Origin of the sequence: Vibrio sp. V38_P2S17PM301 (assembly GCF_009904845.1) — a bacterium.
In the GTDB taxonomy this organism is placed as follows: Bacteria; Pseudomonadota; Gammaproteobacteria; order Enterobacterales; family Vibrionaceae; genus Vibrio; species Vibrio proteolyticus.
On record NZ_WXWO01000082.1, the window covers coordinates 1 to 17,330 of the forward strand.

14 protein-coding genes and 1 pseudogene are annotated in these 17,330 nt (G+C 49.9%); 3 read left to right on the plus strand and 12 right to left on the minus strand.

The window, feature by feature from the left end:
* Positions 1 to 249 precede the first annotated feature (249 nt).
* Positions 250 to 4,143, minus strand: a complete 3,894-nt coding sequence (purL, locus tag CAG64_RS17445) for a phosphoribosylformylglycinamidine synthase (protein WP_161447664.1) — start codon at positions 4,141 to 4,143, stop codon at positions 250 to 252.
* Between the two features lie 326 nt (positions 4,144 to 4,469).
* Between purL and mltF the strand changes: the two genes are divergently transcribed.
* Together mltF and CAG64_RS23990 are read left to right on the plus strand one after the other, a co-directional pair.
* Positions 4,470 to 6,038, plus strand: coding sequence for a membrane-bound lytic murein transglycosylase MltF (gene mltF, locus CAG64_RS17450; RefSeq protein WP_161447666.1), 1,569 nt, complete (start codon positions 4,470 to 4,472; stop codon positions 6,036 to 6,038).
* A 207-nt stretch (positions 6,039 to 6,245) separates the two neighbouring features.
* Complete coding sequence (locus CAG64_RS23990) at positions 6,246 to 6,380, plus strand: hypothetical protein (RefSeq protein ID WP_021706644.1); 135 nt, start codon at positions 6,246 to 6,248, stop codon at positions 6,378 to 6,380.
* A 47-nt stretch (positions 6,381 to 6,427) separates the two neighbouring features.
* Here CAG64_RS23990 and tadA read toward each other — a convergent pair whose 3' ends face one another.
* The 6 genes from tadA to CAG64_RS17480 form a co-directional block, all read right to left on the minus strand.
* Positions 6,428 to 6,943, minus strand: coding sequence for a tRNA adenosine(34) deaminase TadA (tadA, locus tag CAG64_RS17455; protein WP_161447668.1), 516 nt, complete (start codon positions 6,941 to 6,943; stop codon positions 6,428 to 6,430).
* Between the two features lie 139 nt (positions 6,944 to 7,082).
* Positions 7,083 to 8,642, minus strand: a complete 1,560-nt coding sequence (locus CAG64_RS17460) for an AbgT family transporter (RefSeq protein ID WP_021706642.1) — start codon at positions 8,640 to 8,642, stop codon at positions 7,083 to 7,085.
* A 290-nt stretch (positions 8,643 to 8,932) separates the two neighbouring features.
* A complete protein-coding gene (locus CAG64_RS17465; protein WP_161447670.1) occupies positions 8,933 to 9,355 on the minus strand; it encodes a type IV pilus modification PilV family protein in 423 nt (140 codons plus the stop codon).
* Positions 9,345 to 10,583, minus strand: coding sequence for a hypothetical protein (locus CAG64_RS17470; RefSeq protein ID WP_161447672.1), 1,239 nt, complete (start codon positions 10,581 to 10,583; stop codon positions 9,345 to 9,347). Before CAG64_RS17470 ends, CAG64_RS17465 begins: the two co-directional genes overlap by 11 nt.
* A complete protein-coding gene (locus CAG64_RS17475; protein ID WP_161447674.1) occupies positions 10,580 to 11,200 on the minus strand; it encodes a pilus assembly protein PilW in 621 nt (206 codons plus the stop codon). Before CAG64_RS17475 ends, CAG64_RS17470 begins: the two co-directional genes overlap by 4 nt.
* Positions 11,181 to 11,666 carry a GspH/FimT family pseudopilin gene (locus CAG64_RS17480; protein WP_237668147.1) on the minus strand — a complete coding sequence of 162 codons (486 nt, stop codon included), beginning with the start codon at positions 11,664 to 11,666 and terminating at the stop codon, positions 11,181 to 11,183. Before CAG64_RS17480 ends, CAG64_RS17475 begins: the two co-directional genes overlap by 20 nt.
* Positions 11,667 to 11,789: 123 nt before the next feature.
* Here CAG64_RS17480 and CAG64_RS17485 point away from each other — a divergent pair, with 123 nt between their 5' ends.
* The gene (locus CAG64_RS17485; protein ID WP_021706637.1) at positions 11,790 to 12,221 is read left to right on the plus strand and encodes a type IV pilin protein; all 432 of its coding nucleotides are present in this window, start codon (positions 11,790 to 11,792) and stop codon (positions 12,219 to 12,221) included.
* Between the two features lie 38 nt (positions 12,222 to 12,259).
* Here CAG64_RS17485 and CAG64_RS17490 read toward each other — a convergent pair.
* The 5 genes and pseudogenes from CAG64_RS17490 to uvrY form a co-directional block, all read right to left on the minus strand.
* A pseudogene (locus CAG64_RS17490) lies at positions 12,260 to 12,469 on the minus strand (integrase core domain-containing protein); the annotation flags it as partial.
* Between the two features lie 68 nt (positions 12,470 to 12,537).
* Positions 12,538 to 13,742 (minus strand): IS3 family transposase gene (locus tag CAG64_RS17495; protein WP_161448537.1). Its coding sequence is split into 2 segments (ribosomal slippage): positions 12,538 to 13,376 and positions 13,376 to 13,742, totalling 1,206 coding nucleotides; the frame shifts between segments, so codons are not numbered across the junction.
* Positions 13,743 to 13,833: 91 nt separating this feature from the next.
* Positions 13,834 to 14,391, minus strand: coding sequence for a CDP-diacylglycerol--glycerol-3-phosphate 3-phosphatidyltransferase (pgsA, locus tag CAG64_RS17500; RefSeq protein ID WP_021705488.1), 558 nt, complete (start codon positions 14,389 to 14,391; stop codon positions 13,834 to 13,836).
* Between the two features lie 46 nt (positions 14,392 to 14,437).
* Positions 14,438 to 16,270 (minus strand): excinuclease ABC subunit UvrC, encoded by a 1,833-nt coding sequence (gene uvrC, locus CAG64_RS17505; protein ID WP_161453797.1) that lies wholly within the window; start codon positions 16,268 to 16,270, stop codon positions 14,438 to 14,440.
* Complete coding sequence (gene uvrY, locus CAG64_RS17510) at positions 16,270 to 16,914, minus strand: UvrY/SirA/GacA family response regulator transcription factor (protein WP_021705486.1); 645 nt, start codon at positions 16,912 to 16,914, stop codon at positions 16,270 to 16,272. Before uvrY ends, uvrC begins: the two co-directional genes overlap by 1 nt.
* Positions 16,915 to 17,330 lie beyond the last annotated feature (416 nt).

Here is a 17,330-nt window from a genome sequence, read left to right on the forward strand (position 1 = left end):
ACATGATATTTACAATTCCATCGCGTGTGCGCTAAGCTCTTTTCGTCCCCCATTGGGACCCCCTTTCAATTCTTAATTAACTCTTGCAGTTGCCAGACCACAAGACGTTTTTATCAAATTGAAAGGGGTTATATAACTAACTTATAGCTGTAAGCTTTACGGAACCCCCAGCCTAGCTGGGGGTTTTCTCCATACAAAAAAGCGCAGGCCAACAGACCTGCGCGATTAATATGGTGAAAACAATCAAACTTAACCCATGTTTTTACGTGCATTCTGGAACATACGCATCCAAGCGCCATTTTCACCCCAGCCTTCCGGCGCCCAGGAATTCGCCACTGTGCGGAATACCCGCTCAGGGTGCGGCATCATGATGGTCACGCGGCCGTCTGCGGTTGTCAGGCCAGTAATCGCATTTGGTGAACCATTCGGGTTATTCGGATATTGCTGTGTTGGGTTACCGTTATTATCAACGTAACGCAGCGCGACAGTACCGGATGCTTCAATGGCGTTTAGGTGCTCACCACCACGCACTTCCACGCGGCCTTCACCGTGAGAAACCGCAATAGGCATACGAGATCCCGCCATACCATCAAAGAAGACAGAATCCGATTTCTGCACTTCAACCAGGCTAAAGCGCGCTTCAAAACGTTCCGATTCGTTGCGAACAAAACGTGGCCACAGCTCCGCTCCTGGGATCAGTTCTTTTAGGTTCGACAACATCTGACAACCGTTACACACCCCGAGAGAGAACGTCTCTTCACGGTTGAAGAAGGCTTGGAATTGCTCACGCGCTTGGGCGTTAAACAGGATAGACTTCGCCCACCCTTCCCCTGCACCGAGTACGTCACCATAAGAGAAACCACCGCAAGCCACCAGCCCCTGATACTCATCCAGTGCCGCCTGACCTGTTAGAATGTCACTCATGTGGATATCGGTTGCTTCGAAGCCCGCACGGTCAAACGCTGCCGCCATTTCAACGTGAGAGTTCACGCCCTGCTCGCGCAGAATCGCCATCTTAGGTTTCGCACCTTTAACAATATACGGCGCGGCGATATCTTCGTTGACATCAAAGCTAAGTGAGACGTTCAGACCCGGATCCGAATTATCTTTCTTCGCTTCAAATTCCTGGTCGGCGCACGCTGGATTATCACGCAGTGCCTGCATTTTATGCGTCGTTTCTGCCCAGATAACACGTAACTCGGTACGTGAACGCTCAAGTACGACGACATCACCAGAGGTGATAACAAAGCGGTCTGAAGCATCAACGGAACCAATCACATGTGAGCATGATTCTAAGCCGTTTGCCGCTAGCGTAGACAGCACTGAATCCAAGTTGTCGTTCTTAACCTGAACAACCGCACCAAGTTCTTCGTTAAATAGCGCCGCCAGCGTATCTTCGCCTAGCTCAGCAATGTTGGCTTTCACACCGCAGTGACCCGCAAAAGCCATTTCTGCGAGCGTGACGAGCAAGCCGCCATCGCCTTTGTCGTGGTAAGCCAGCAGTTTGTCGGCTCGCACCAGTTTTTGCATCGCATCGAAGAAACCTTTCAGTTGCTCTGCGTTGTCGACGTCAGCGGGTTTGTCCCCCAGTTGCTTGTACACCTGCGCCAATGCGGTAGCGCCAAGACGGTTCTTACCGTTGCCCAGATCAACCAGCACCAGCGACGTTTCACCTTTGTCGGTACGAAGCTGAGGCGTTACGGTCTTACGTACGTCTTCAACACGGCCAAACGCAGTGATAACCAACGATAACGGTGAAGTGACTTCTTTGCTTTCGCCATTCTCTTCCCACTTGGTCTTCATCGACATGGAGTCTTTACCAACCGGGATAGTCAAACCCAGCGCCGGACACAACTCTTCACCGACCGCTTTCACTGCTTCGTAAAGACCCGCATCTTCGCCCGGGTGACCCGCTGGAGACATCCAGTTCGCCGACAGTTTAATACGTTTGATATCGCCGATGTCTGTCGCCGCGATGTTAGTCAGTGATTCACCTACCGCCAGACGAGCCGATGCGCCGAAGTCGAGTAACGCAACCGGCGTGCGCTCACCCATCGACATTGCTTCGCCGTGGTAGGTGTCGTAACTTGCCGCCGTAACCGCACAGTTCGCGACAGGCACCTGCCAAGGACCAACCATCTGGTCACGGGCCACCAGCCCCGTTACTGAGCGGTCACCGATTGTAATCAGGAAGGTTTTCTCAGCAACCGTTGGTAGACGCAGTACGCGCTCTGCCGCTTCGTTAATTTCAATACCATCGCGTGCAATCGCTGGGCTATCGACTTTCAACGTCGTCGCTTCACGGTGCATCTTCGGTGTTTTACCAAGCAGGATATCCATTGGCATATCAATTGGCGTGTTGTCGAAGTGTGAGTCTTCTAGTGTCAGATGACGCTCTTCTGTTGCCACCCCAACCACAGCGTAAGGTGCACGTTCACGCTTACAGATGGCATCAAATGCTTGCATGTTTTCTGGTGCGACGGCAAGAACGTAACGTTCCTGAGATTCGTTACACCAGATTTCCAACGGGCTCATGCTCAATTCATCATTTGGTACATCACGTAGCTGGAACTTGCCGCCACGCTCACCGTCGTCACAAAGCTCAGGTAGTGCGTTCGAGATACCGCCCGCGCCCACATCGTGGATAAAGGCGATTGGGTTGTCTTCACCTAGCTGCCAACAACGGTCGATCACTTCCTGACAACGACGCTCCATCTCTGGGTTTTCACGTTGTACAGAAGCAAAATCCAGATCTTCAGCTGACTGGCCTGACGCCATTGAAGACGCAGCGCCACCACCAAGACCGATGTTCATTGCCGGACCACCAAGTACGATTAGGCTCGCCCCCACAGGGATCTCTTTCTTTTGTACGTGTTCGTCACGGATGTTACCCATACCGCCCGCGATCATGATTGGTTTGTGGTAACCACGCACCTCTTCACCCGCGTGAGAGGTCACTTTTTCTTCGTAAGTACGGAAGTAACCCAATAGGTTTGGACGACCAAATTCGTTGTTGAATGCCGCGCCGCCCAGAGGACCTTCCAGCATGATATCTAATGCGTTTACGATACGACCCGGCTTACCGAAGTCGGTTTCCCAAGGCTGTTCATAACCAGGAATACGCAAGTTAGACGTTGTAAAGCCAACCAGACCCGCTTTGGGTTTACCGCCAATACCCGTAGCGCCTTCGTCACGGATTTCACCGCCAGAACCGGTTGATGCCCCCGGCCATGGAGAAATTGCCGTTGGGTGGTTGTGCGTCTCTACCTTCATTAAGATGTGTGCATCTTCATGGTGGTAAGTGTATTGACGAGATTTAGGGTCAGGGAAGAAACGACCCACTTTCGAACCGGTCATTACTGCTGCGTTATCTTTGTAAGCAGACAAAACGTGGTCTGGTGTAGTTTCGAATGTGTTTTTGATCATCTTAAACAGCGACTTTTCTTGGTCTACGCCATCGATAGTCCAGTCTGCATTAAAGATTTTATGACGACAGTGCTCTGAGTTCGCCTGAGCAAACATCATCAGCTCGATGTCGTTAGGGTTACGACCTAGCTTAGTAAAGTTCTCGACTAAGTAATCAATTTCATCTTCTGCGAGCGCCAAACCTAGGGAAACGTTTGCTTCTTCAAGTGCAACACGACCACCCGCTAAGATATCAACGTGCGCGACAGGCTTAGGCTCTGCGACCGTAAACAATGCTGACGCGGCTTCAAGTTCCGTGAACACGGTTTCCATCATACGATCGTGGATAAGCGCTTTTACCGCATCCACTTGCGCGTCCGATAGCGTTGTCGAAGATTCTACGTAATAAGCGGTGCCGCGCTCAAGGCGCTTCACTTTGCTCAGACCACAGTTTTTTGCAATGTCGGTGGATTTTGAAGACCAAGGTGAGATAGTACCCGGGCGCGGAGTCACCAAAAGCAAAAGACCTTGAGGCTCGTGCTCTTCGATCGTTGGGCCGTACGTCAGAAGTTTTTCTAATTTCTCTAACTCAGGTGCATCCAGATCAGCGGTCAGATCAGCAAAGTGCATAAACTCTGCGTAAATACCGGTTACCGGCAGAGTTTGTTCATGACAAAGTTCCAGTAATTTACTGACACGAAACTCAGAAAGAGCTGGGGAGCCACGCAAAATTCTCATGTGCTTAGGTCTCTTATGCAAGTGATTAAGGTAATATTGGAATAAATTCAGAAAGTTACAATAAAACCCAGAACTTATACCGATTTCACCTCTCCTTTGCGAGCGCATTATATAGGAATTGTTTTTGTGATGTAACACCAAAAGCAACCGTTTGCGTCACTTTTTTTGTCATTTTTGAATTAGGCCAAAATTGGCAGCATTGAACGCAGATCGACAAATCTTTACCTTACCGGACTTTGCCAACTTATGCCTCTTTGATATAAATGTCGGAACTCAAATGAACACTGGTTCTTTGAGCCGCACCGGAAGTACGAGATTTATCATTCATGAATTATAACTATATGCGACGACTCTACCGCGCCCTGACGCTGTTCTTGCTCGCCCTTTTTCTCCAGGGATGCCAGATTGAATCTGAGCCCAAAAGTGAACTGGACCAGATCCGCGAGCGCGGCGTTCTGCGAGTCGGTACGCTCAACAACCAGCTCTCCTATTACATTGGCCCGGATGGCCCGGCAGGCCTGGACTACGAACTGGCGCGTGAATTCGCAAATGAGTTGGGCGTCAAACTCGAGATGAAACCCGCGTACCGTATCTCCAGCCTCTACCCGGCGCTGGAACGTGGTGAAATCGATCTGATCGCCGCAGGTCTGTCCCAGTCCGAAGAGCGCCTGTCACGTTTTCGTGCTGGCCCTGCCTACTACTACGTCAGCCAACAGTTGGTGTATAAAAAAGGTCAATGGCGCCCACGCTCGGTAAAACAGCTGGTCAACCGACAAAATACGCTCAGCGATGACACCAACGACAGACCTGTGATTGAGATCGTCAATGACTCCCACTTCAAAAAGACTCTGACGGACATTCAGCGCCAGTATCCGCAATTTCGCTATCAGATTGACACCAACTCAGACGTCAACGATCAGTTGAAAAAAGTCTCCGATGGTAAAATACGCTTTACTGTGGCCGACTCCATTGAAGTCTCGTTGTCGCAACGTGTTTATCCGGATTTAGCACTGGCGTTTGAACTGACCGAAGATCAACCGATCTCCTGGTTTATTCGTCGCTCAGAAGATGAAAGTCTCTATGCGCTGATGATCGAATTCTTTGGCAACCTGAAACAGTCTGGCCATCTGGCCAATCTGGAAGAGAAATACATTGGTCACGTCGGCAGCTTCGATTACGTTGATACCCGTGCATTTATCCGCGCGCTGGATGACAAGCTGCCCAAATGGTCACCACTGTTTAAAAAATACTCTAAAGAGTTTGACTGGCGGTTGATTGCCGCGTTGGCGTATCAGGAATCCCACTGGAATCCAACCGCGAAATCACCCACTGGTGTACGCGGCATGATGATGCTAACCCTGCCCACCGCCAAAAGCGTTGGCGTGCAGGACCGACTGGATCCTGAGCAATCTGTGCTGGGCGGCGTGGAATATTTACGCCGAATGGTCGAACGGGTCCCGGACAGCATCAACGAACATGAAAAGATCTGGTTTGCATTGGCGTCCTACAACGTAGGCTACGGCCATATGATGGATGCTCGCCGCCTGACCAAAAAGCAGGGAGCAAACCCGGATGCCTGGAATGACGTAAAAGATCGTCTGCCACTGCTGCGCCAAAAACGCTATTTCAGTCAAACCCGTTATGGCTATGCCCGGGGCGACGAGGCTAAGAATTACGTGGAAAACATCCGCCGCTACTATCAAAGCATCATCGGCCATGTGGAGCAGCAAACGGCCAATGATGCCGATGCAGACATCAATGATCTGGCCGTGATCGCCGCGCCGGAAGAAGAGCTGCCAGATATCATCAGTGAGCCAGAGACGCAGAGCTCAGCCGTAGACACCGCGCCGAATCCTGCCCAATCGGCCGCCGGCACCGGTATTGACACGCCGTAATTGCAACCTCACCTAAACGCCGAGGGCAGCGCGAATATCGCGCTGCCCTCTTGATTTTTAGGCGAAAAAGCCATACATATTAGCCAAATTCAGATTCTTGCTGAGTTTCATCGTTCAGTCATATTGGACAGTTATAACGGTATTTTGAATATCAACCAAGCACGTCACCCATACAGAGGTGACGGATTTTACTAGGGGGGTGGTTTTATGCTGAAACGTAAAATGCAATCGAAACGCCTGTATAAAACCGTTGCGACCAATCGTCGTAAACGTATGTTGGCCAACAACAAAAAGAAAATCATCTGGCGTAACCGCGCTTTCATGCAAGCCTGCATGGCCTGATCATCAATGAGCAGACATCTGCCTCGGCGGGTGTTTGCTGTCTGGTCTTACTCTTCTCCTGCTGCCTTATTCGCTTGTTTCAGTGCTTTGATTTCTTTACGGCGACGCTTAAAAAACGCCTGAAGCTGCTCGCGACACTCCTGCTCCAACAAACCAGACTCCACATCGGCGTAGTGATACGCAGCCTGACTGGCAAACAGATCCAACACAGTTCCGGCAGCTCCGGCTTTCAGATCCGGCGCACCATACACCACTCTTTTCACCCGGCTATGCAACAGAGCGCCCGCACACATAGGGCAAGGTTCCAGAGTTACGTACAGCGTGGTATCCAGCAGACGATAGTTCTGCAGCACCTGACCCGCCTGACGCAGCGTTTGAATTTCCGCATGCGCTGTCGCGTCATGGCTGCAAATAGAACGGTTCCATCCTTCCGCGATCACCTGGCCGTCTTTCACCAGCACCGCTCCGACCGGCACTTCCCCTTCGGCTTCCGCCCGACGTGCCAGCTCTATCGCACGGCGCATGAAATGTTCATCTTGAGGGGAAAACGGGGATTGCGACACAGTAGCTCCGACAAAGAGATTAATAACAACACTGACAAAATTATAACGGTAAGTCGTTAACGAGGATAGTCACCGGACAAGCCGCCCACTCTAATAAAAAACGCAGGCAAAGGCCTGCGTTTTTTCTTCGGCAACGACTTTACATAGAGTAGGTGTACGGTGCCTGGATCCCAAGTGGAATACTCAGCCCCCAATACGCCAGCAGGAATATCGACCACCCGATCAGCATCGCGATAGAAAACGGCATCATCAGCGATGCCAGCGTACCAATGCCGGTCGACTTTACATAACGTTGGCAGTACACCACCACCAGCGGGAAGAATACCATCAGTGGTGAAATGATGTTCGACACGGAATCTCCCACTCGATACGCTGCTTGTGACAGTTCCGGCGAAATCCCCACAGCCATCAGCATTGGCACCAAAATCGGGCCAATCAGCGCCCATTTTGCCGATGCAGAGCCGACCAACAGGTTCACTGCCGCCGTCAGCAGAATCATACCGATGATGGTAGCCTGTCCCGGTAAGTTCAATGCTTTCAGTCCCTCAGCACCATACAGCGCCAGCATAGTACCGATGTTAGACTGACCAAAAGCAGCCAGGAACTGGGCACAAAAAAACGACATCACAATGTACGCGCCCATGGTCGACATGGTATCAGACATGGCTTTAATCACATCATTGCTGCTCTTGAACGTGCCGGCTACACGGCCGTAAACGATGCCCGGAATGATAAACAGAATGAAGATCAGTGGCACAATCGACTTCATCAGCGGTGCGGAAAATGCGGTGATTTCCCCTTCCGACGAACGCAAGGCGGAGTCTTCTGGCAACACAGCAAAAATCAGCAGTGCAATACCAGCCAACATCGCCCAGCCAGCGTAGCGAAATGCCTTGGACTCCGTTGCGCTAAATGAACCGAGATCTGGGGCCGCTTCAGCATCTTCATCCACAGGCATCTGACGCAAACGGGGTTCAATAATTTTTTCCGTCACGTACCAGCCGATTGCCACAATGATCACCGACGACAACCCGGTGAAGAAAATATTCGCCAGCGGGTTCACTACGTAGTCGGGATCCAGCACTTGCGCCGCCGTCTGGGTGAACCCCGCCAGCAAGGGATCGATTCCTGAAGGAATGAAGTTCGCGGAGAAACCGCCTGAAACGCCAGCAAATGCCGCAGCAATACCCGCCAGAGGGTGACGGCCAGCGGCATGGAAAATGATCCCGCCCAATGGAATAACCAACACATACCCGGCATCCGCCGCGGTGTGGGACACAATCGCCACCAGAATCAACATAGGTGTCAGCAATCTGGCCGGCGTGAAGTTGAGCATTTTTTTCAGCCCGGTGGTAATAAAGCCGGACGAATCTGCCACACCGACCCCGAGCATCGCGACCAGCACGATCCCAAGCGGGGCGAAGCCAGTAAAGGTTGAGACCATATTGGCCAGAAAACTGGCCAGTGCCTGACCGGTCAGGAGGTTGTTAACCTGTAGTGCTTCGCCGGTTCGAGGGTTGATAAGGTCAAACGTAACATTTGACAAAAGGGCGGACGAAACCCAGACAATGACCAGTGCCCAGAAGAACAGAATCGCCGGGTCAGGGATCTTATTACCAGCCCGTTCGATAAAGTTGAGAAAGCGATCCATCCCACTCGGCTTCTGAGATGGCGCCTGATTTACAGCTTGGTTACTCATGGTAACTCCATTTTATGATGTTGTTGCCCCGGCATCCGGATATCAACCGACGCTGACACCCGCTGTTTTAATAATGATTTGTGCCTCTATTTCAGGACACATTTTATTAAAATGCCTTTTCAAAAGCACAAGATTCCAAAGGGAATTACAAAAATGGAGACATATTTTGCAAAAACGCAATAGCAGAGTAACAGACGAGACACATCATCACCCACCACAAGTAAACAATCTTGAAACCAAAATGCAATATATAACGTACGTCGTTAGCTAAAGGCTATTCATATCAGGCCTTAGTCACCGGATTGCATTGACGTATCGAACTCACTGTAACGCGAAAGAAGCGTGGACAACTCAACGTGCTGAGGCGTTCCATGCCGGTCTGGCCAACTCACGCTCACCGAGATCGATTTGAGGCTGGCGGACAACGGTGCGGCAGCGACTGCCCAGTTCACCGTGTAAAAAGGGGCCGACCAAGTCTGACCTGAGATGACATCACGATCAAAGTTTGCCGTCAGAGCCGACGACACCCCGCGTGTACGAAACCACTCTAACTGAGTTTCCGCCAGATGTAATGCATTCACCGCGTTGCTGACATAGTCGGTTTGACGCTCAACATAAGTCTGGAGCCTGACAAAGCCAAGCGCCGCTACACTGATCAACATCAGCGAGATTAAAACTTCAATCAGACTGAAACCAGCAAGACTAACGCGCATACCAACTGCCCTCGCGCCAGACTATTTTTGCGTGGGTACGGCGAATGGCATCGACCGTGTCACGGTTGTAAGCAAAATCCAGTGTCGTGTAGAAGATTGCAGCCTGCCCCGTTGCTGCAAAGAACTGTCCACCGGAAACGCTGACCGCACCATGTTGAAAATACGCTGCTCTCTGGCGAACCTCGATGGCGATATCATTCGGCTCGTGCTGCAGATAACTTGCCGCCTCAAATCCGCTCCAATCTGCCAGCTGCGGAGTGTAATCGTGGTTAACCAGGAACATCACTCCTTTCAGCGCTGGCAGCGTAGCTGCGCTGGCGTCACTCATCAGCGAAAACACGCCATCGTGGATCAACAGGATGATCCCGTCGGTCATCTGACTGGCTTGCACCAGGCGCGCATAGGCCTGAGGCTCGATTTCACAGCCCCCTTCCACCCAGATATGTCGCTGTCCCATCTCCACTAAATTCGCCACTTTGCTCCCGCACGCCTCAACCCGGACAGGCAGGCCGCTACCATGAAGCACGGTAAAACTACCGGCATCACGAATCCGTGCATACTGCCCGGCCTGCACACCGAAGAATGCCGAAAACGGCTCGACGCTCTTATCCCGGACGAAGTCCTGCCCTAAATCAGTGCCACTGGATGAACGGGTTTGATGCCTCGCCGCACAATAACCTGGCATCCCCGGTTCAGGAAAACCGGTGTATGGTGGCGTGATGGCACTTAGCCCTTTGTTTTCTGCCCCTGTGGTCACCAGTTGATCCCGGTAACGAATGGCAACGCATTGCCAGCCCTGCTCTGTCACGGCCCCGGGATCGGGAGTAGAGAAGGAGGCTGAACCATGAAAATAAAGGTCCGCGCTCGACTGAAGTGCTCCAGAGGATAAGTCACCGCCTATTTGAATTTCTTTACGCAAATGTGCAAAACCCGCGTTGGCGCTCACCAAAAAACCCGTCGTCGTGGACGTTACCTGCGGCAAGATGCCTTTGCCATCAAGACAATCGCTCAAGATGTCCGGCCACGCTTTCAACGGCTGGATCTGAGCCATGGCACACTCCAGAGCGCCTTCCGCCAACCAGTGTTGTTGACGGCTTTTGATGTGATTGTTCGCCTGTTTCAGCAGAAAAAACATCTGCCGCGCCGAGCCCAGCGTGACCACTAACACCACCAGTAGCAGCACACTCGTCACCAGTAAGATGGCGCTACCGTGCTGGCGTATCATCATTGCCAGTTCCTGTGTTTCAATGCCACCGATACCGCCTGACTCACGGCTGGTTTGGCCGCCAATTGCGCCTCCAGCGTGATCGACGTGAATCCGGAGCGAGTCGCATTACTGATCAACACCTGTGTCGTCGGCCGAAAAGCCGTCACTCGGATCTGCGCTGGTTCAAACAGTGAAAAGCATACCCCTTGATACCCGGAGACTGCTGCCGATACGACGGTCAGAATATCAGGCTGATCTTTCTCACACAATTTCAGCTTGCCCTCCTCAAGCCGGTACACCACATGCCGGAACGCCTCATTGCCGGAAGAAGCAACCCGGTAAACATACCCCAACAGGGCTGGATCCGACTCAACGTGCAGCACAGCATCTGCACCCGATAACATCAGTGATGAAGCCTCGATGCCATTGTAACCGGCGCGCTGCGCGTCTTCTTTCATTTGCTGAATGGCACTGCTGAGGTTTTGTGCCAACAACAACCGAAGACCACGCTCTGTCAGCATACGCTGCATGCTTATCATCAATGAGCCGATCATGGCAAGTACCAACAGTCCTAATAGACTGGCCACCATCAGTTCCACCAGTGAACCGCCACGCTGACTAACACGCCGGATAACCATATTGTTCACCTTCCAGCCCACATAACTTGATCCGACTGGCGCCGAACGACGTGCCAATTCTGAGCGCCCGCTCGCGATGCTGCTTTGGATACAGATAGATTGAACCGTTTTTGATTTTGCCTCGCACCCCATCAAATTTGATTTGTTCTGAGCTAAATTGAGACTCAAAGGCAATACCGTGATAACGCTGCCCCGAAAAACGCAGCAATACCGCCCCCTTTCCCGACTCATCAGAATCACTCAACCAGATCTGCCACTCTCCGCTCACATCCGGTCGCTGACTGACCTCGACATGCGCCCAGAGATCTTGATTTCGGTACACGGCTTCGGCCCGAGCCTGATGCAAAAAGCTCTCTAACGAGCGCGCCAGTTGAGTCATTTTGAAATAGTCGGACAAAGCTGAGTAAGCCGGTACTGCCGTCATCAACATAGTCAGAGTAATACCGAGCGTAATCAACAATTCCATCAAAGTGAACCCGCGAACCATTTCCCAAAATCCTGTGTAACTGACGAAATCCGCCACAATCAACTTGCGCCTATGCTACCAGTTGCGAAAAATGAGTCCCCATCAGATAAGGAAGGACTGGAAATGATTCGAAGAAAACAATGTAAGCCTTTCATCCATCGATTAAATGCAATGACATTGATCGAACTTCTGATAGTGCTCGCTATAATTGGACTGCTGGCGGCGTTTGTCTACCCAAGTTACACCGCACACGTACGTAGTGCGCACCGCCATCAGGCACTCAGCGACCTGAGCCGTATTCAGCTCTATTTAGAGCAGCACTATCGCAGTGGTTATCATGCCGGTACGGTAATCTCGGCTGGCATCTGTCTGGTGTGTGATTCAGACCCGTCACGCTATCAGTTCAGCGTTTCAGCCTCGACTCAGGGGTACCAGATCCGTGCACTGCCACAAACGGCAACCCGACAGCACCTCGATACCTGTCAGGGTCAAACTTACGAAGCCCTGACACTCAACCATCTGGGTGAATCCGCTCCTCCCCGATGCTGGCGCTAAATCGCTGACCCGTCCTGATATGGGTTGACACTTTTTAACTAAAACGCTCGATGTACTTCATCGGGCGTTTTGTATTTTAAAGCCGTATGAGGCCTCATTTGATTATAGATCTCTACGGATTCTGCTACCATTTTCCTCGCTTCTTCCAGATCTTTCGGCTTTCTCAGTAAGAGCTCCATTTTGAGTATCCCATTTACGCGCTCTGCTAACGCATTCTGATAACAGTCATACCCGTCAGTCATCGAGCAAGTNCCGCTCCTCCCCGATGCTGGCGCTAAATCGCTGACCCGTCCTGATATGGGTTGACACTTTTTAACTAAAACGCTCGATGTACTTCATCGGGCGTTTTGTATTTTAAAGCCGTATGAGGCCTCATTTGATTATAGATCTCTACGGATTCTGCTACCATTTTCCTCGCTTCTTCCAGATCTTTCGGCTTTCTCAGTAAGAGCTCCATTTTGAGTATCCCATTTACGCGCTCTGCTAACGCATTCTGATAACAGTCATACCCGTCAGTCATCGAGCAAGTCACTCTGTGTTTCTTATGGATATCTTGATATTCCTTCGAGCAGTATTGTGAGCCTCTATCTGAGTGATGTATTAGCTTTTCTTCACTCCGCCGTTGCCTGAGCGCTGAGATAAATGCTCGCTTAACGGATTGCGTTTTCATGTTGTCATCGACATAGTAACCAACAATCTTCCTTGAATAAGCGTCCGTAACCAGACTGACATAGCTCTCTCCATTTTGAGTCGGCAAGTAAGTAATATCAGCCACCCACAGTTGTTCTGGCTTCGTTGGTGTCAGTCCATCTTTCACTTTGTTAGGATGACAGAAGAACCGATGACGACTGTCAGTCGTTCGTTGATAGGCTCGTCTTGTTCTCACTAACAGACGATGCTTTCTGAGAAGCTCAAAGAGCTTATCTCGACCTATTTGAAGGCCCTTTATTGCGGCTAAGAACTTCAGTTTACGCGCACCAATGCGTGGCTGCTTCATTCTGACTTCACGGACAAAGCCAATGACAGCATGCTCATGATGCTCATAACGAGATTGAGTCTGGCACTGCTTATAATAAGCTTGACGAGAGATTTGTACTAACTGACAAAACTTCGTGACGGTCAAACCTGCTATGGTTTTCTCTTGGACAACGCTTCTTTGTGCTTTTTTGTCACTCTAACGCCATAGTCACGTTCCATAACGTTCACGACAGCTTCAAAGAAGTCGGCTTTGAGCTGTGCATCTTCCAGTTTCTTCTCAAGCTCTTTAATACGTTGTTCAGGTGTGGGCGGTGAATTGAACTCGGCCATAGAGCCTCCTTTGGACATAAAGTTAGGTGTCCCTTCAGACCAATCTAGTCGACCATGTTTACGAAGCCAAACTAAAACGGTAGAACAACCTTGGATGCCGTACTTCTCTTGAGCTTGTTTGTAAGTGAGGCTGCCTTTTTCAACCTCATCCACTACGGTGAGTTTAAAAGCGAGGGAGTAATCGCGCTGAGTTCTTTTAGTGGTTGATTTCATAACACTCTCCAATTTTGGGGTTGGAAAGTGTCAACCTTATTTAGGACGTTACACATCCTACATAAAAAAAGCGGGCTTCACGCCCGCTCTTTTAATGATGTTCTTCGTTAAGTAAATCGTCTTTCGCTGCAACCAGATATTGTGCCATCGACCAGTAGGTTAATACTGTTGCGACATAGATGGATATATAACCAACCCAGATCATCCAGTCATCATACCGCCAGATAAGAACCCACAGCGCAAACATCTGTGTCAGCGTTTTCACTTTACCGATCCAAGAAACCGCGACGCTGGCACGTTTACCAATTTCGGCCATCCATTCACGCAATGCCGAGATAATGATTTCACGCGCTATCATGGTTAATGCCGGAATCGTAATCCAGATTGAGTGGTAATGTTCCGTGATAAGAATAAGAGCCGTTGCCACTAATACTTTATCTGCCACGGGATCAATAAAAGCGCCAAAACGGGAGGTTTGCCCCAGTTTTCGTGCCAACATACCATCCAGCCAATCAGTAAAGCCAGCCACCCAGAATACCATAGCGGCCGCAAAAGGCGCCCAGCTGTACGGGAGATAAAACACGACGACAAATACCGGGATCAGGAAAAGTCGCAGGAGAGATAAAATATTAGGAATGTTAAAACGCATATTATTAGGCTCTTATCGTTTGCGCGTTAATGTTGCGGGATTTTTCTTATTGTTTCAATGCTTGATAAATGTTTTCTGCCAAAGAATGGCTAATCCCCGGCACTTTGGCTATTTCTTCAACACTCGCCCGCTTTAATTCTTGTAATCCACCCATGTATTTGAGCAATGCCTGACGACGTTTTGGTCCAATACCTTCGATACCTTCAAGTGCACTGGTACGGCGGGTTTTACCGCGCTTCGCCCGATGACCTGCAATCGCGTGATTGTGGCTTTCATCGCGAATATGCTGAATGAGATGCAAGGCGGGATCATCACTGGGTAAATTAAATTCTTCTCCGTCCGTGGTGATCAGAGTTTCCAACCCTGGCTTACGCGTAACACCTTTCGCAATGCCTATCATTCTAGGGCGCTTAGGCCAGTCATCCCAGTATTCTCTGATGATATCATGCGCACGGTTAAGCTGACCTTTACCACCATCAATAAAAATAATGTCCGGGATTTTCTCAATATCCAGTTGTTTTGAGTAGCGTCGCTCCAGAGCCTGTCCCATTGCAGCGTAATCATCGCCGCCGGTGATTCCGGTAATGTTATAACGACGGTACTCCTGCTTAACCGGCCCTTCGGGATTGAATACCACGCATGACGCAATGGTACTTTCCCCCATGGTATGGGAGATATCAAAACACTCCATCCGGTTGATGCTATCCATATCCAGCACTTCGCGCAGTGCTTTGAAACGCTGAGAAATCGTCATTTTATGATTGATCTTGGTGGTAATCGCGGTTAGCGCATTGGTATTCGCCAACTTGAGGTAGCGGCCTCGTGTCCCAGCCGGATTGACATGGTACGTCACCCTCCTACCCGCCACTTCGCTGAGCGCATCCTGAAGTGGCTTAATGTCATCCACCAGCCCTTGATTAAGGATGATCCGCGTTGGGATCGTTCTCGCTTCATTGTGACTGAGGTAGTACTGACTGAGAAAACTGTAAAACACCTCTTCCTGCGATGTGTTCGACGGTACTTTGGGAAAATGACTCCGGCTCCCCAGCACTTTACCTTGCCGTATCATCAGAATATGGATGCAGGCAATGCCGTTTTCCTGCGCAAAGCCCAATACATCCATATCATCCATACTGTCTTCAGAAACGAATTGTTGTTCCTGTACCCGGCGGATGGCTTGAATCTGATCGCGATATTTGGCCGCATCTTCAAATTTAAGTGTACGACTGGCTTCTTCCATTTTCGCAATCAGAATTTCCAGCACCTGCTTGTCTTTGCCCTGTAAGAATAAACGCACGTAGTTGACCAGCTCCGCGTATTCTTCATCAGAGATAATGCTGCTTACGCAGGGCCCCGCACAACGTCCAATCTGATACATCAAGCAAGGCCTGGTACGATTGCTGTATACCGTGTCTTCACACTGACGTACCGGAAAGATTTTCTGGATCAGATGCAAAGATTCACGGACGGCGCCAGAGTCGGGATACGGGCCAAAATATTCCCCTTTGCGCTTTTTCGCACCACGATGCATCGACAAGCGAGGATGTTTATGCCCACTGATAAAAATATAAGGGTACGATTTATCGTCCCGCAGCAATACGTTGTATTTGGGAAGATACTGCTTGATGTAGTTGTGTTCGAGGATCAGCGCTTCTGTCTCAGTATGGGTAACCGTGACATCAATTTTTGCGATGTTGCTGACCAGTGCTCTGGTTTTTTCGCTGTCTACACGCTGACGAAAGTAACTGGACAGGCGCTTTTTGAGATCTTTGGCTTTACCGACATAAATAACCACAGCATCGGCGCTGTACATACGGTAAACGCCGGGCTGATTGGTTACTGTCTTAAGAAAGGAAACCGAGTCAAAGGTGGTGGTCACTATAGTGTCTCGGTATCTAAAATTCCGTGTCGGATCGCCAGATGGGTGAGTTCAACGTCACCGCTGATGTCCAGTTTACTGAACAATCGGTAACGGTAACTGTTCACCGTTTTGGGGCTGAGATTCAACTGCTCAGATATATCGGTCACTTTCTGCCCTTTAGTTATCATCAACATGATCTGCAACTCACGCTCGGACAAGTCCGCAAACGGGTTTTCAGACGCTGGTGAAAACTGGCTGAGCGCCATTTGTTGAGCAATCTCAGGTGAGATATAACGCTGCCCGCTGTGAACAACGCGAATCGCGTTGACCATTTCGTCCGGGCCAGCACCTTTCGTCAGATACCCTGCGGCACCTGCCTGCATCACTTTAGTTGGAAACGGATTTTCCGTATGAACAGTTAAAACGATGATTTTCACATCCGGATTGAAACGCAGGATCTTCTTCGTGGCTTCCAGACCACCGATTCCCGGCATGTTCATATCCATCAAAATGACATCGGCATGATTAGTGCGACACCACTTGACTGCTTCTTCACCGCTGTCAGCTTCCCCTGCTACGTTCATTCCACGGACGTCTTCAATAATACGTCGTATCCCTGTGCGAACCAGCTCGTGATCATCTACAAGGAAAACACTTATCAAACTTGTATCTCCACACTCTTAAATTGGCTCTGCACCCACTTGAGGCAGTGGATAGCAGCATGGCTGCCTATTTTAACTTAATTCGCCGAATTTACTTACTCTGAATATGTGCGCAAAAGCAAACTTTAGCAAGTACTTATTTTCAGAACTGACGACTAGTACACATTTAACCTTTAAATCAATAAGTTAAAAGGATAATGAATATTTTATCATATCCTGACTTGATTACTGCCGCTAGATTGAAATCTTCTACACGCGCATAAATTTGAATAAGAACACGCTATCAACACAATCTTTATTCATCGTTGGTCGTACTCTGCGCTTGTATCTGTTGAACGTGCCTTCTCAACGACAAATAAACAACAAAACGCATAGTAGCAACTCCGTTAAGTGTAGCTGATTTTATCCACGACTCA

Coding starts and splice junctions, on each gene's coding strand:
- purL (WP_161447664.1), bottom strand. CDS start 4,143: ATGAGAATTTTGCGTGGCTCCCCAGCTCTTTCTGAGTTTCGTGTCAGT.
- mltF (WP_161447666.1), top strand. CDS start 4,470: ATGAATTATAACTATATGCGACGACTCTACCGCGCCCTGACGCTGTTC.
- CAG64_RS23990 (WP_021706644.1), top strand. CDS start 6,246: ATGCTGAAACGTAAAATGCAATCGAAACGCCTGTATAAAACCGTTGCG.
- CAG64_RS17460 (WP_021706642.1), bottom strand. CDS start 8,642: ATGAGTAACCAAGCTGTAAATCAGGCGCCATCTCAGAAGCCGAGTGGG.
- CAG64_RS17465 (WP_161447670.1), bottom strand. CDS start 9,355: ATGCGCGTTAGTCTTGCTGGTTTCAGTCTGATTGAAGTTTTAATCTCG.
- CAG64_RS17470 (WP_161447672.1), bottom strand. CDS start 10,583: ATGATGATACGCCAGCACGGTAGCGCCATCTTACTGGTGACGAGTGTG.
- CAG64_RS17475 (WP_161447674.1), bottom strand. CDS start 11,200: ATGGTTATCCGGCGTGTTAGTCAGCGTGGCGGTTCACTGGTGGAACTG.
- CAG64_RS17480 (WP_237668147.1), bottom strand. CDS start 11,666: ATGGAATTGTTGATTACGCTCGGTATTACTCTGACTATGTTGATGACG.
- CAG64_RS17485 (WP_021706637.1), top strand. CDS start 11,790: ATGATTCGAAGAAAACAATGTAAGCCTTTCATCCATCGATTAAATGCA.
- pgsA (WP_021705488.1), bottom strand. CDS start 14,391: ATGCGTTTTAACATTCCTAATATTTTATCTCTCCTGCGACTTTTCCTG.